This window comes from Magnetococcales bacterium, from assembly GCA_015231175.1.
GTDB lineage: Bacteria > Pseudomonadota > Magnetococcia > Magnetococcales > DC0425bin3 > HA3dbin3.
In genome coordinates, this window is sequence record JADGBZ010000013.1 from 48,505 (window position 1) to 63,964 (window position 15,460).

Consider the following 15,460-nt stretch of genomic DNA (forward strand, 5'->3'; position numbering starts at 1 on the left):
CGGGCCATGGACCAGAAAAACACCGCCCCACCCTCTGCCTTGGCCAACCTGGTTGTGCGTTTTGGCCTGCGAGGACGCATACTGCTTTTTTTCCTGGTGGTGTTTCTGGGAGCAGGGTTTATCGCCTCGCTGGCCATGCGTCACCTGATGGTCCGAGAGGCGCACGTTCTGGGCAACGTCCTTGCCCAACGCCATGTGCTTTGGCACAGGGAAAAAATCATGGGCGCGGTACAACGTGAAGTAGCCATTGCCCGACAAATGGCCGGCTCCCTTACCCTGCAACATTGGGCGCGCCACGAAGACGACCCGGAAGCGATCGCAGCAGCACAAGCCGAGTTGTCTCTCTTCCGCGAAAATTTCAGAGCCCACAGTTTTTTTCTTGGGTTGGCATCCTCCCGCCATTTCTACTTTTCCGACAACAAGACTGAAAAAGTGACGCTGAAGGTGGTCAACACCCTGGATCCGGAGGCGAAAGACGATATCTGGTACTTTGCCAGCATGCAATCCGCAGCGCCATTCAACCTGAACGTAGACCACAACGACAAACTTGATGTGACCAATTTGTGGATCAACTACACCATGCAGGCAGGATCGGAGCGGCTGGGAGTGGTGGGGACCGGTGTGCCCCTCACCGACTTCGTCCAGTTGTTCACCCAGGCCGAGACCAGCGGTGTCGTCGGCATGCTGGTTGATGAAAAGGGCGCCATCCAGGCCCACAAAAACACCCTCCTGATTGACCGCAACGCCTTTGCCGACGCCAACGGAAGCGAAGTCCGAGGTGTTTTCAGCCTGCTTGCATCCAAAGCGGAACGTGACGCCCTGAAAGAAACCATGACCCAACTTCAGCAGGACAAGTTGGGGGCCAAAGTGATCACCCTGACGCTGGATGACCGGGAGCAACTGGTTGCCATCGCCTGGCTTGAGCCGCTGCGCTGGTACTCCATCGCCTTTCTGGATCCGACGAGCGTCATTCCGGCCCAGGATGCAAAGCTGTTCTGGCTGGCCCTCGTGATATCGTTTGTGGTCGCTGCGGGGATGCTTATCCTGGGTCAAAACCACATGATCATCCGTCCATTGCTCCGCCTTACCGAGGGCGCCAAGGCCATGGCCTGTGGTCTGTATGATACCCGCGTGGAAGTGACCAGTCATGATGAACTGGGAGTCTTGACCCAAGCCTTCAACAACATGTCCTCGGTCATCGCCAACTCCACCCGCACCCTGCTCAAAGAAGTGGATGAAAATTCGGAAGAATTGACACGAAAGGAGGTGCAACTACGCACCTTGGTGGACAGCATCCAGAGTTCCATCTTCATGAAAGATCTTCAGGGACGCTATACGCTGGTCAATGCCTGCCACTCCAGGATGCATGGCCTTTCCAGTGAGGAGATTCTCGGCAAAACCGACTTTGACCTCGTACCCCCCGAAGATGCGGAGCATGACACTGCCAAGGATCGCGAGGTTTTTGCCAAGGCAAAGGCCCTCACCTTCGAGGATCAGCACCTGTCGCACCGGGATGGCTTGCTGCGCACCTATCTCACCACCAAGGCGCCATTGATCAATGCTGAAGGACAAATCTACGGCCTCTGTGGCATTGCCACCGACATCACCGACCAGAAGGTCAACGAAAACAGCCTCAGAACCCATATGGAAGAGCTGAATAATACGCGCAAGTCCAGCCTGAACATGTTGTTGGATCTCGAAGAGGAAAGAAAGATTGCCGAGGATCTGCGAGAAAAGGCGGAAACGGCCACCAAAGCCAAGTCCGACTTTCTGGCCAACATGAGCCACGAAATCCGCACACCCATGAATGCCATCATCGGCATGTCCTTCCTGGCATTGAAAACCGACCTGACCCCCAAACAGCGGGACTACATCCACAAGGCGCACAACGCCGCGACCTCCCTGCTGGGTATCATCAATGACATTCTCGATTTTTCCAAGATTGAAGCCGGCAAACTCTCCATGGAGCTGGTGCCATTCCAATTGGACGACGTATTGACTGGCGTCAGCACCGTGCTCTCTCCCAAGGTGAACGAAAAGGGGTTGGAGCTGCTGTTCGACATAGCCCCGGACGTACCGACAACCCTGGAGGGCGATCCTCTGCGTTTGAACCAGATCATCGTCAATCTGGGTGGCAACGCGGTCAAGTTTACGGAACGGGGCTCCGTCACCCTGCGAGTACGGCTACTGGAACACCAGGGGGAAAAGGTCAAGCTGCAATTTTCCGTACACGATTCCGGAATCGGCATGACGCAAGAACAAATCGGGCGGCTGTTTCAGGCCTTTACCCAGGCAGACTCCACCACCACACGCAAATATGGCGGCACCGGCTTGGGCTTGACCATCTCCCGGCGGCTGGTGGACATGATGGGGGGAACCATCTGGGTGGAGAGCACTCCCGATGTGGGCTCCACCTTCCATTTTACGGCCTGGATGGGACGTGGTGCAGAAACTGCGTTGTTGCGAACACTGCCTGAAGCGTTGGCCGACCTTCGTGTATTGGTGGTGGATGACAACCCGGCAGCCGTGGAGATCATGTCCGAAATGATGAAAACTTTGCGTGTGCGCGTCGATACGGCAACCAGTGGTGAACAGGCGCTCGAACGGGCGGTGGAAGCCCACTCAGCCAAAGATCCCTATGGCCTGATGGTCATCGATTGGCGCATGCCAGGTTGGGATGGCCTGGAAACAACCAAACGCATGATGCAACAACTGCAAGACACCATGCCCCGTGTGGTCATGGCGACTGCCTTCGACAAGGATGGTTGCCAAACCGAAGCCAAACAGGTCGGCATCGATGCCTTGTTGACCAAGCCGGTCAATGCATCGACACTGTTCGACACGATGGCCAACATGTTCGGCCATGCACCCGGTGTTGGTGGTCACGAGAAGATCTCCGCCCAGGTCGATCTGCACGGTCTGCGTGCGTTGCTGGCCGAGGATAATGAGATCAACCAGCAGATCGCCATAGAACTTATGGAGTCGGTCGGAGCCCAGGTGACAGTAGCCAACAATGGCCAGGAGGCATTGGACATTTTGGAGCGTGCGGGGGCATCGGCTTTCCATGTGGTGTTGATGGATCTTCAGATGCCGGTCATGGATGGCTATGAGGCCACCCGCAGGCTGCGCGGGGATGAACGTTACGCCGGTCTGCCGATCCTGGCCATGACCGCCCACGCCTTGGCTGAAGAGCGCGAACATTGCATCGACCTGGGGATGCAGGATCACATCACCAAGCCCATTGACCCGACTGCATTCTATGCCATTTTGTCCCACTACCGACCCGCGCCGACACAAACCACATCCGCACCTGCACCCTGCGTCACGCATACGCCAGAGTCAACGATCTCCATTCCGAATATTATTGGCCTGGATACGAAGTCAGGATTGGCGCGCACTGCGGGCAATGTTGCGCTTTACCGCAAGCTGCTCGGCAATTTTGCGCTGAAACAGCTGGACGCCGCTGCAAAAATTCGCGCCATGCTGGCCCAGAGTCATCGGCATGAAGCCGAACGGGAGGCACACACGGTCAAAGGCGTGGCTGGAAATATCGGCGCCGAAGGTGCGCAACTGGCCGCTGCGCAACTTGAAGCGGCCCTGCGTGGTGATCTTGATGGGGTGGAGTTGTCCCACCTGATCACGCAGCTCGAAGAGGCGTTGGTCGCGATTTGCCAACGGATCGACGACGCCCTGGGTCCAACCACCCCGGTGACGCAGCCGACATACACCCCCACCCCCATGGTGCGCCAGGATCTGGAAGAGCTTTTGCGCCTGCTGGAAGATGACGACGCCCAGGCCACCACGTTGTTTGACAGCCACGCCAGAGAGTGGGAAACCCTGCCAGACAGTGGCCCGCTCCTGATGCGTATGCAGCAGGCCATCAGCAATTACGATTTTGAAACAGCAGCCGGCATTTGCCGCGAACTGTTGCACGATGTACCCCCTGCACCTTGACCGAGGATCGCCATGGCCTCTTCCTCTGTATGGGCACATGCACATCCCCATCCCACACTAAACTGATCATGCATGGGATCGGCGTCTCGCTCACATTGGCACAGAGGGGGACAGGAAGGGAATATGGATATAGAACTTATTGAAATTATCGATTTTATCAGCAAACACCCCCCCTTTTCCCTGCTGCCGGCTGCCACGCGGGAATCACTTCCCGCCCACATGGAGATCAGTTATGCCCGGCGTGGTCAGGTGATTTTGCACGTTGGCCATGAGAACCAGACTTTGTACATCATCCGCAGTGGGGCTGTGGAGGTACACTCCCCTGATGACGAACTGCTCCAACGTCTGGGAGAAGGGGATCTCTTTGGGGCCCAGGCGATATTGCAAGGTGGACGGGTACACAACCATGTGACCGCCATCGAGGATTCACTTCTCTACCGTCTGTCCAAGGAGGCGTTCGACCGATTGTGTCGGGAAGAGAAGCTCTTTGCTGATTATTTCGTTCCACAAGGGGCGGATCGCTTGCGCATGGGGTTGCGCAACAAACAGCCGCTATCCAGCCGGATCAACCTTGCGACCGCCCGCATCGGTGACATCCCCCTGCAAAAACCCGTCACCGCCCGACCATCGACTTCCATCCGCCAAGCGGCGGAAATGATGACTGCCAGTTGCGCATCGGCCTTGCTCCTGACTGGGGAAGAGAGCTTGCAGGGCATTGTGACTGACCGCGATTTGACCACGCGGGTCGTCGCTGCCGGTCTCTCTCCCGATCTGCCCATAGCCGCCGTCATGACCCCCCGCCCGATTACCGCCGACAAGAACGATTACGTCTTTGATGTCATGCTGAAAATGGTGTCCCACACCGTCAACCACATGCCTGTGATGGACGGATCCCGGCTTATTGGCTTGATGACAAGCCAGGATCTCCTCTCCCGCCAACAGGGCAGCTCGCCGGTGCGTCTGGCGAGACAGATCAGCCGTATGGAGAAGATTGAAGATTTGCACGCCGCCGTCCGGGAAGCGCAACTCCTCCTTGTCAGCATGGTTTCGGCCCACGCCACGGCGCACAGCATGGAACGTTTTTTGACCCATCTGACCGATGCCATAACCGTGCGCCTTTTGGAAATGGCAGAGGAAAAGCTCGGCCTCCCACCCATACCCTATGCCTGGATGGCCGCCGGTTCGCAAGGTCGCCAGGAACAGGCCATTCAGGGGGACCAGGACAATTTTCTCATTATTGATGATCGATACGATGCCGCGCAACATGGAACCTATTTCAGGGCCTTGAGCCGATTTGTCTGCGATGGCCTGAACGAGTGTGGATACCTTTATTGTCCTGGCGACATGATGGCGGCAAATCCCGCTTGGCACCTGCCCTTGCGGCAGTGGCAGCAACGCTACGGGGCCTGGATCGATGAACCATCCCCCAAAGCCTTGATGCTGACCTGTATCTTTTTTGATTTGCGCCTTGTGTACGGTCAGCGTTTTTTGAGCGACGCGCTGCATGCGTTTATTCAGGAGAAGGTCAAGGGAAACAACTTTTTTTTGGCCCATATGACCGTCAATGCCCTGAGCCGCCAGCCTCCTTTGGGGTTTTTTCGCCATTTTGTTCTGCAACACGGTGGCGACCACGCTGAAACCCTGGATTTAAAGATTCACGGCGTCATTCCCATTGTCGATCTTGCCCGTATTTATGCCCTGGAGGCTGGTTTGCCACAGGTCAACACCCACGAACGTTTGCACGCCGCAAGCCTGGCGGGAAGCGTCAGCCAAGGCAGTGCCCGGGATCTTGATGACGCCCGCGAATTCATTGCTTTTACCCGACTGCGCCATCAGGCGCAAAGGCTCCACGAGGGCAAACCCGTCGACAATTTTCTTCCCCCCGGAGATTTGTCGGAGTTGGAACGCAACCACCTGAAGGATGCCTTCAAAGTGGTCAAAACCCTGCAACACGCCTTGGCTTTGCGCCACCAGGTGTCGAGAATTTCTTGAGGTCGGGTCCATGATATCCTGGGTATCATTTTTGGATATACACCGGCGCTACTGGCTCAGGCGCGTACCGCCCGGGGCCCTGCGCGACTATCTGGCCTGCCCTTTCCCTGCCGCAAAAACCCCCTGCGCATCGATCCCCTTTCTTGCCCTTGACCTGGAAACCACAGGTCTGGATGCCCAAAATCACGAGATACTCACTTTCGGCTTTGTCCCCCTGCTGGAGGGCAGGATTGCGCTCCGCGAGGCAAGACATTTATTGGTGAGACCCCACCAGGCCATTCCGCCAGAGACGGTGGTTCTGCATGGTCTGACGGATGACCGTTCCGCCACCGGCGACTCCCTGGAGAGCACCCTCCCCGTCCTGTTGCATGCCATGGCCGGACGGGTGCTCCTGGTCCACTACGCACCCCTGGAACGGGCATTTTTACGTCAGGCATGTCAGCGGCTCTACGGCGTGGTCCCCCCCATGTTGTTCGTCGATGTCATGGCTCTGGAGATCCGTCGCATGCAGCGGCAGAACCACCATCCACTGCCTGGAGAGTTGCGTCTTGCCCGATTACGCAAACACCACGGTCTTCCCCGCTACCGCGCCCACAACGCCCTCTCGGACGCCGTGGCGACAGCGGAACTGTTTCTGGCCCAGATGGCCCGCCAATCGAAACCGGAACACGCCCCCCCTCTGCATCGTCTGCTGACCTGGTGAGGAGGCATGCAACAGCCTTGTATCGAACGGGGCAGGTTCCCTGCCCGGCTCAATACTGATGTTTCCAATTGATCCCGACCTCCTGGGATTTTTCCTCATGCATCTCTGTTTTCAGAGAGAGGTTGTGGGTCATGTCCATCTCCACCGAAACCCCGCCTGTTCCGGAGGCAAGTCCGCGTTCCACCTGTAAAAATATTTTGTCATTGATGTATTTTCCGACCTTGACCACGCCGGTCTCCGGACGGTCGCCCGGGGCAAAGTCGAGTTTGCTGATACCGATGGCCTTTTGAAACCGATCCAAAAAACTTTGGCCATCACCGTCGTTCAGGGTACGCAGCGCCAGGGCCAACGTGGCAGCCTGGGTTGGGTTGATCTCGGCTGTTGTCCGTCCGAACAGAATGTTGGCAATGATATCATCCTGCGCCAATGGCGGATCGCTGACAAAGGAGAGGGTCGGCGAACGGATGGGGCCCTGGAGACGCAAAGTGACCTGAAGATTCTTACGTTGCAGCGTGGCATCAAGGTCGGTCAGGGGATTGGGTGGCACAGAACCGGTAAAATGGATGGTACCACGTGCGGCCTGAAATCTTTGTCCCAGTAAATCAATCTGGCCACGCTGCATATGCATCACGCCACGCAACTCGGGGCTGTCATAGGAACCAGTCACCTTGACTTCGCCTGACCACTCCACGTCGATCCCCCGGCCTCGCGTCACCAAACGACCCGGCGAACGGATCTCCAGGTCAAGCGTTGGGCGGTTCTCGCGCACCGGTGTCCCGATCTTGACCCGCTCCAGGGGAACGCCGTTCATTTCTTCCTCGACGGCCATGCTGTCCATCTCTTCCGCTTCCGGATCCGTGAGAAAAATCTGGCTCTCCCCCAGAGTGATGGAACCAGCGATCCGAGGCGCAAGCAGCGGACCTGCAACCCGGATACGTCCATCGGCCAAGACAATCGCGGTCTGATTGTGCAAAGGTTTGACCTGGTCCAAATCCAGATCGATCTGCAACGGAAACCCTGACTCGGGAAGCAAGGAAAACGTGCCCGTGCCAAGCACATGCCCCTCGGCGCCGCTGTCGGCGGAGAGACGGGTCAGGGTCAGGGTCCGACCCATGGCCCGAGCCTCAAGGCTTATATTTTTAAATTCGGCGCCGGTTTCCAGATGGAGATAACGTCCCTCCGTCACATGGATCGACCCGGTCAATCCGAGCTGCTCCAGGGCTCCGTCGAGACGCAAATCACTCTGTAGACGGCCTGTCAGCTCTTGTTGGGGCAGGTCCAAAAATGCGGCAAGCTGCTCCATGCGCAAATCGGCACGCAAGCTGGCGACCAGTTTTGTCTGTGGAGGCAACTCCCCATGCAGAGGAAACCCCCGCCATTTGACAGGGATGGAACCGTCCAGGTGCAAGACACCGGGGTTCAGATTGGTCAAATCGGCATTGAGTTTCAGGGTTTGCTCTGCGAAAGCCAGCATCACCTTGGCATTGAGGGGAGGCACCCGGGTCCAGGCCGGTCGTTTGGCATGCAACTGCAACAAGTTGATCGCACCCACCAGGTTCGGCTGATCGGCTGTACCCGACAGGTCCAAATAGCCTTCGGCGTCCCCCGCCCAGGGGGTTTCCAAATGTACCGTCGCCAGAGAGAGCGGCACATGAAACACCATCCGACCGGATATATCCTGGCTGGCAAGGTGAAGGTGGGCGACAAGCCGGGCACGTCCCAGGGAGAGGTCGAACGGGGAGAGATCCCAATACGTTTTGTGCTGGACGATCTGAAACGGGGTCGTCAGGCGAAGCGAATCCTTGCCATATTTTCCCGACAATTGGTCAACGGCCAGCTCCATGCTTGCGGGGTGCGCCCCTGCGGCGTGCGCCAGGCGCAAGGTGCCAGCACCATCCAGGGTAAAGGGCCGCCAGAACTCTCCCCGCGCTGCCAGGTTGACGGCAAGGTTGCGCAACTCTCCGGAGGTTTCCATGCGGAAATGTTCCAGACGGTGTGGACCATGGCGGCCCTGTGTCGCCGTCACGTTACCCTGGAGCCAAGCCTTTTTCCAAAGATCTTTTCCTTGCAGGTACCCATGCACACGTTGCACGGATCCCCAGGATCCCGCCCAATCCTCTCCCTCCAGGATCGCCGTGAACTCCTGCTGGCCATGCCGGGCTTGCAGGTCAACCTGCACCTTGCCCTGACCCGTCATCGCCACGCCCAGGAGGGGGCCGAGAGAGGAGAGGCGGGGCAGGCCAACCCGCAGGGCGCCTTCCGTCAACCCACTCGTCATCTCCGTGTGGAGTTGTCCCGTCAGGTTGCCTGCCGGGGCCTCTACCCGGAGGCGTGAGAGATCCAACTGCTTTCCCTGAAGACGAAAATGCGCCTCGGTGCGCGTGGTTCCACCAGGAAATTCAGCCGTCAACCGCACCTCGCCATCCGGCTTTGCAGGGAACCCCTGCACCTGAAGCTGTGCCTGAAGGTGATCCACAGGTTGGCGATTCCACACTATTTTTTCCCCCCGGATCACCACCTGGAGATGAGGATCGTCGATGGAACCATGCATCGTTGCCGACCCCCGGATCCTCCCGGCCACCGGGTGTGCCAACGGTTTGGCAAGAAGCCGCAAATCGGCCAACTCCCCTTGCCAATCGGCAGTGAATGATCGGGACGCCCTCTGGTACCGGCCATGACCGGCACATGACAACCCGGTCCCTTCCAGGCGGGCATGGGTGAGGGTGAAGTCACCTTCTTGCAGATCTCCGGAAATATGTGCGCTCAAGGTGGGCGTCGGCCCTGACAACGCCAGGATCGGCGCAGGCCAGGCGCGCAGATCATGCAATGCCAGGCTGGCTTGCAGATCCAGCTTTTTTTGGGCCGGAAAGATGGCATAGTCAACATGGAGTCGACCATCGCCATCCGGCATTTTTTGATCTCCAGGGGTTGCTTGTTTCCCCCCCTCGCCCGGTTTATCTGGATGGGCCAGGGCCAACCAGGAGGCCAGGTCCGTCAAGTCGGTGGTGACCATCCCTTTTCCGGCCAGGGTACGCGGATCCCATGTTCCCTCTCCCGTCAGGCGGAGTGGCTTTCCCTGGATCCCCTGTACCCGCCAGGTGCCGATTGAGCCGGTCATGGCCAGTTTGACCGGCACATCCTCCCATGAGGTCAGGGAAAACAGCGTCTCCAGAGTGGCGTGCAGATGCTCCGCATACAGGTTATCCCCTTGCACATGGTCGCCATCCAGGGTGGCATTCAGGCGAGTTTTTTGGAACGCTCCCCTGGTTTGCAAGGTCAATTGGGCGGCGCCACGCAAAGGCTGGCCCAGAGCCGGTCCCCAGGGGTGCAAATCCGGCAGAGAGATGTCGATGGTCGCCTCTTCGGCCAGCCAATCCGCACTCAGACTCCCACGGGCGGCCAAGGTGAACAGGCCTTCCCGAACCGCAACCATCCGGCACTCCGGGCCTGGCAGCGGTGTGGCATGTGCAGCGACTGGCAGAGGTACAAGACACTCTCCCTGTAGAGAAAACACGATCGAACCACCCGGAAACAGAGCTGCCGGAAAACCCGACAACGGCCCGCCCAGGTGGATCCGCTCAACGGCAAAATGCTCCGCCTCCAAGGCCACCAGGGGCAGACCCATGGCAAGAAGTGGCGTGTTGACCCAAGGCGATGGGGAGTCCGCCTGGGAGGCCGATGCCTGGGGCTGTCGATACCAAGAAAAATCAGATGCCTGAAGATCCTGAATGCGCACGACCCCGCGCAACAATGCCCACCCCGACCAGGTCAGGGTCAAGTTCTCCACATCTGCCCAAACCCCCTGGGCATCCGTCCATTCCACGTGCGCAACCCGAATCTGAAAAGGCAGGCGCCCACTGATCCCTCGCAACGTAACCGGGACGTGGTAGAGAGCCAGCATATGGTTGACGGCGCGTTCCACATGCTCAACTCCCGCCGGGGTGCGCAGGGCAAAAAAAGTGGTTCCAACCAGCAAAAACAGTGCGCCAAGGAGCGATAATCCCAATAAACGAACAGCGTGGCGGAGGAAAAGAAGTGGACGCATGGGGATCAGAACGCTTGTCCGATGCTGGCGGAAATCTGGTAGTTTTTGTCAACACCCGAACGCCGATCCAAAGGAACGGCCACATCCAGCCGCAAGGGTCCAATCGGAGTCAGGTAGCGCAAGCCACTCCCGGCGCCAAAGTAAGGCCGATCGGCAAAATCAGGCCAGGGACTCTGCATGGTGGCCCCCTCGTCCAGGAAAAGGACCAGTTCCAGGTCTTCCCGCACCATCAACCGGGCTTCGACGGAGGACTCCACCAGGGATCGGCCTCCCAGAGGTTTATTGTTGCTGTCCAGAGGACCAGCCAGTTGGTAGGCATAGCCTCTGAGAGAGCCGTTGCCGCCTGTGTAGAACCTCTCATCGATCGGCACTTCGCTCCGCCTGGATCCGACCAGAATGCCGGACTTGATTCGTTCCGCCAAAACCAGGCGCGGGCTGTCGATGATGGTTTGATAACCGGTTGCCTGAAGATAAATTTTTGTAAACGAGTGGCCGTTTTCCAGCGTGTCCAGAAGCGGCGCCAAAAAGCCGTTCAGGCGCCAGCCCCGGGTTGGGTTCAGCAGATCATCGCTGCGATCCAGGGTGGCCTTGAACGGAAAGGAGATCAGCCCGAAGGTACCAGTGCCATCGGGAACCGTCGAGTCGCCCTGAAACAGCTCGGTGAGGCGATAGGAAGTTCCCAACGACAACCGCCAACCCTCGGGATACTTTCGCTCCAACCCGCCCTGAATGGCGACGGAATTTTTCCGATAGGCTTCCACGTTTTCGCTTTCAGTGATGAACTCCAGCAGGAGTGACTGATCCTTGCGGCCAAAATGGGGCTTGCCCAGGTTGCCTTTGAGGCGTTTACGCACCCGGTCATAATCCAACTGGGCGGCCAAATCTTCCCCTTCTCCCAGCAGGTTGCGGTGCTCCCAACCCAGAGTGACTTTGGGGCCCTGGTCCGAGGTGATGCCTGTTCCAAAGGAGAAGGTACGTGGCAGACGTTCCTGCACAGTAATCGTGACAGGGAGGGATCCGTCCGGATCCAAGGAGGGTGCGTGTTTTAAATCCACCATGGCAAACAGACCCGATTTCAACAATTCGTTGCGGGTCCGTTCCAGCTTGTCCGACGCAAAGGGCTCCCCTTCCGACCAGAGAAGCTGATGTTGGACAAAATCCGCTTTGATCCCCGCCAACCCAACCCAGGTGGTTTTTCCCATGCGGGCGTGGGGTCCGGGGTTCAGGTACAGGTTGACCTGCATATCATGGGTTGCATGATCGACCACGATATGGCGAGGCAACAACGCCGCAAAAGGGTATCCATGGTTTTGCGCGTGGAGCAACAAGCCCTTGTCTGCCTGCAAAACTTTCCTGCTCTGAGCTGGATCGCCCTGGATCAACCCCAGATCCTCAGGGGAAGGTGGCTGGTAGGTGTCATCCCCCCCCTGGAGGTGCAAAACGCGGCTGCCGAACTTGTAGAGAGGACCGGTTTCCACGGCAAACAAAACGTGAACGGGGATCTCATGGAAAGGGGATGCCGCAACATGCCGATCTTGTTCCCCTTGCGGCAAAGATGTATCTGCAACTTGCCGACCTTGCGGCCCTTGCAGCAAACGTTGTGACATATCGGTCGTGTGACTCACCGAGGCTGCAAAGTAGCCCTGGGAACGCAACGCCTTGAGGATACGTTTGCGGTCACGGGTGGCCTGGCTGCGCAGGGTCGCCAGAGAGGGGACTGCATCGCCCCTCTCTCGATAGGTCAGGGAGACCCTTTCCAGCAAGGAACGCACACCCTGTTCACCCGTTATTTCAAAGGCCACATCGTAGTGAAACGGCTTGAATTCCGGCTTGGGCACGGGTTCGGCAGCCATGGCCACCGTGATCGTCAGATAGAAACAGCCCGCCCGGAAAAAAAAACGGCAAAGTGTCAATATGCAGCCATTGTGGAACATGGGTTGCTGTCGGAACTCCCGGTGGTGAGTTTCCACGATCGGTTTGCCGTTTTCGGGCGGGGGAAATCTCTCCCCGCAGGCCAGCGTCGCAAAGGTCGCTCTGTAGCCTTTATCGTGAAGCAGATCCCAGGTCAGCGGTAAAATGGAACGTAGAACCCTTGCCTTCCCAGCTTTCCACCCAGATCCTGCCCCCCATGCAGGGTATGAAGCGCTTGCAGATGGTCAATCCCAGGCCAATACCTTCATGCCTCCGGGTGTGGTAATCTTCCAACTGGGTGAAGTCCTGAAAGATCGCCTGTTGTTTGTCGACAGGGATGCCCACGCCGGTGTCCCGAACCCAAAAATGCAGCAGGGTGGGCAGGTCAGACGTGGAAGCGGACCGAACGCCCAGGCACACAGACCCGACATCGGTAAACTTTATGGCATTGCGCAACAGGTGCAGCAATACCTGCCGCAACCGCTTTGGATCACCAAGCACCTCCCTCGGGCAGGTACGGGGATCCCACTGGATCGGATGCAACTCCAGTTTCAACCCCTTTTTATCGGCCAGTGGTCTGACTTCGCACAAAATCTCATCGATCAGGCTCGACAGATCAAAATTCAGACTCTGAAACCGGTACTCCCCCGATTCCACCCTGACCAGTTCGAGAATTTCGTTGATCAACTCCAGCAGGGATCGTCCGGCCTTGAGAACCATCTCAACCATGGATCTGTCTTCATCCGACTGCAGCGAGAAGACCAGGAGATCCGAAAAACCGATGATGGTGTTCAGGGGCGTGCGCATCTCATGACTGATGATGGAGAGAAACTCATCCTTGGCACGAATACCGGCCTCGGCAGACTCCTTTGCCAGGTTGAGCTCATGGGTGCGCTCACCGATCAGAGAACCGAGATTCGCCAAGTGTTGCTTGAGCAGGTATCCACTCCTGGTGCCCTCGATGAGGATGTGCAAACGCTGCTTCAAGGCAGTCCAGTGGATAGGTTTGTGGATATAATCCTGTGCGCCGGCTGCGAAAGCCTGCTCAATGGAGGCATGATCGTCCAGGAAGATCATCATGACCACGGGCACTCTTTTGCCCAGGGGAGATGCCTTGATGCGCCTGCACGCCTCGAACCCATCCATGGTCGGCATCTGCGCGTCAAGCAGGAGAAGGTCGAAAGGGCGTTCCAGGCACATCTCCACTGCCTGCCTGCCATCGGCCACCGAGACCACCTGATAGCCCCATTGGCCCAGATGAGCGTTCACCATCTCCCGCAATGCGAACTCCACGTTGCAGACAAGTATGGAGGGCGATTTGGATCCATCTGCCGTCCGAAGACCTTCCTTGCTGGTTGCCGGATTCACATCGACCATACCGTCAGGTTCACCTTTTCGGGGCGGCGTGCAACATGAAACCATCCTGTCTGTCACCATGCATCCCTGAGCCTGTCGTTGCCGGGTTGTCTGCACCGGAGAGCCCCCATCCGGCCAAAAGCCTATTGGATATTTTTCACGCTGCATTGACAAGGGTAAATGGCCAAAATGTGGTACAAACCACCCTTCCCTCGCTGATCGGGACCGAGGAACCGGTGAAGCTGGTGGCCATCGGCAAAGCCGCCATGGCTATGACTCGGGGCGCTTTGAACGTTCTGGGGGAGCAAATCAGGGCAGGCCTGGTCATCACCAAAAGTGGCCATGGTGGACTCTTCGACGCTAACCTGCCGATCCGCGTATGGGAGTCCGCTCACCCCGTGCCTGATGCATCCTCTCTGGAGGCTGGCGCCCTGCTCCTGGATTTTCTCCACGCCAGACCAGACTGTATCGGGAACAAAAAGTTCCTTTTCCTGATTTCGGGTGGTGCCTCTTCTCTGGTGGAGTGCTTGCCGGAACAGGTCACGCTGGCCGATTTGCAGCGCGTCAATGCCTGGCTGCTCGGTAGTGGTTTGGAGATCCACCACATGAACCGGATTCGCAAGTGCTTATCCAGGATCAAGGGCGGACGCCTGATGACCCATTTGGGGGGAGTTCCAGCAACAGCTCTGCTTCTTTCCGACGTACCGGGAGACCATCCCGGAACGATCGGATCAGGTTTGTTGGTTTCGGAAGAAGCACAAGCCTTGCCGGAAACGCTGCCCGGATGGCTCCACGTTCTGCTGGCGCAAACACCGCCCTGGCCCAGACCCGAGGATACCTTGTCGCCCCATGTGGACCTGCATGTGGTCGGACGCAACACCGACGCTTTACGGGCTGCCGGGGAACGTGCTGCCGCATTGGGATTTCCAGTACGCAAAGCGGATGGCACCCTCGCCGGCGATGCTGTGGAACAGGGCCGCTTGCTGGCAGATGAATTGCTGCGCGGGGAGCCGGGCATCTACCTCTGGGGCGGAGAGACCACGGTGACACTGCCCCCCTCTCCCGGGAAAGGGGGGAGAAATCAATCTCTTGCTTTGGCCGCTGCCCGAGAGATCCAAGGCCGAGATGACCTCTTTATCCTGGCTGCCGGAACGGATGGATCCGATGGACCAGGATCCTGGGCCGGCGCTCTGGTTGACGGGAAGACGATCGCCAGAGGTCGCCGGGCCGGCCTGGATCCAGAGATATCCCTCCTCCAGGCCGACGCCCAAACCTTTTTGACGGCCAGCAAAGATTTGTTGCAAACCGGACCTACCGGTACCAACGTCATGGATATGGTCATCGGTTTGCGTCAGCCGTCTCGCATAAAACGTCTGGATACAGGCAGGGCTGCATGGACACGAATGGGTAACTGTTCAGCACCCTTGCAAGGAAAGCTTGGACATGAAAGCCTTTGTCAGGGCTTCGCCCCGAACCCCGCCAGGGCTCTGCCCTGGACC

At 58.0% G+C, this 15,460-nt stretch carries 7 protein-coding genes; 4 read left to right on the forward strand and 3 right to left on the reverse strand.

Translation table 11 applies throughout. From position 1 onward, the window contains the following. Positions 1-6 precede the first annotated feature (6 nt). From HQL63_05080 to HQL63_05090, 3 genes are all read left to right on the forward strand, one after another. The gene (locus tag HQL63_05080; GenBank protein MBF0176207.1) at positions 7-3,954 is read left to right on the forward strand and encodes a response regulator; all 3,948 of its coding nucleotides are present in this window, start codon (positions 7-9) and stop codon (positions 3,952-3,954) included. Between the two features lie 123 nt (positions 3,955-4,077). Continuing rightward, positions 4,078-5,946, forward strand: a complete 1,869-nt coding sequence (locus HQL63_05085; protein ID MBF0176208.1) for a cyclic nucleotide-binding/CBS domain-containing protein — start codon at positions 4,078-4,080, stop codon at positions 5,944-5,946. 31 nt (positions 5,947-5,977) lie between these two features. Continuing rightward, on the forward strand, positions 5,978-6,649 hold the full coding sequence (locus tag HQL63_05090) for a hypothetical protein (protein ID MBF0176209.1): 672 nt from the start codon (positions 5,978-5,980) through the stop codon (positions 6,647-6,649). Positions 6,650-6,698: 49 nt separating this feature from the next. On the opposite strand, the gene HQL63_05095 is transcribed toward HQL63_05090, so the two are convergent. The 3 genes from HQL63_05095 to HQL63_05105 all read right to left on the reverse strand — a co-directional run bounded on the left by HQL63_05095 (position 6,699) and on the right by HQL63_05105 (position 13,982). Next, positions 6,699-10,694 (reverse strand): translocation/assembly module TamB domain-containing protein, encoded by a 3,996-nt coding sequence (locus HQL63_05095; GenBank protein ID MBF0176210.1) that lies wholly within the window; start codon positions 10,692-10,694, stop codon positions 6,699-6,701. Between the two features lie 5 nt (positions 10,695-10,699). Continuing rightward, positions 10,700-12,664: an outer membrane protein assembly factor gene (locus HQL63_05100; protein MBF0176211.1), complete on the reverse strand. Its 1,965-nt coding sequence runs from the start codon at positions 12,662-12,664 to the stop codon at positions 10,700-10,702. 73 nt (positions 12,665-12,737) lie between these two features. Further along, a complete protein-coding gene (locus HQL63_05105) occupies positions 12,738-13,982 on the reverse strand; it encodes a response regulator (GenBank protein ID MBF0176212.1) in 1,245 nt (414 codons plus the stop codon). Between the two features lie 35 nt (positions 13,983-14,017). On the opposite strand from HQL63_05105, the gene HQL63_05110 reads away from it, so the two are divergent. Then, the coding region (locus HQL63_05110; GenBank protein ID MBF0176213.1) for a DUF4147 domain-containing protein at positions 14,018-15,460 on the forward strand (1,443 nt) is incomplete at its 3' end.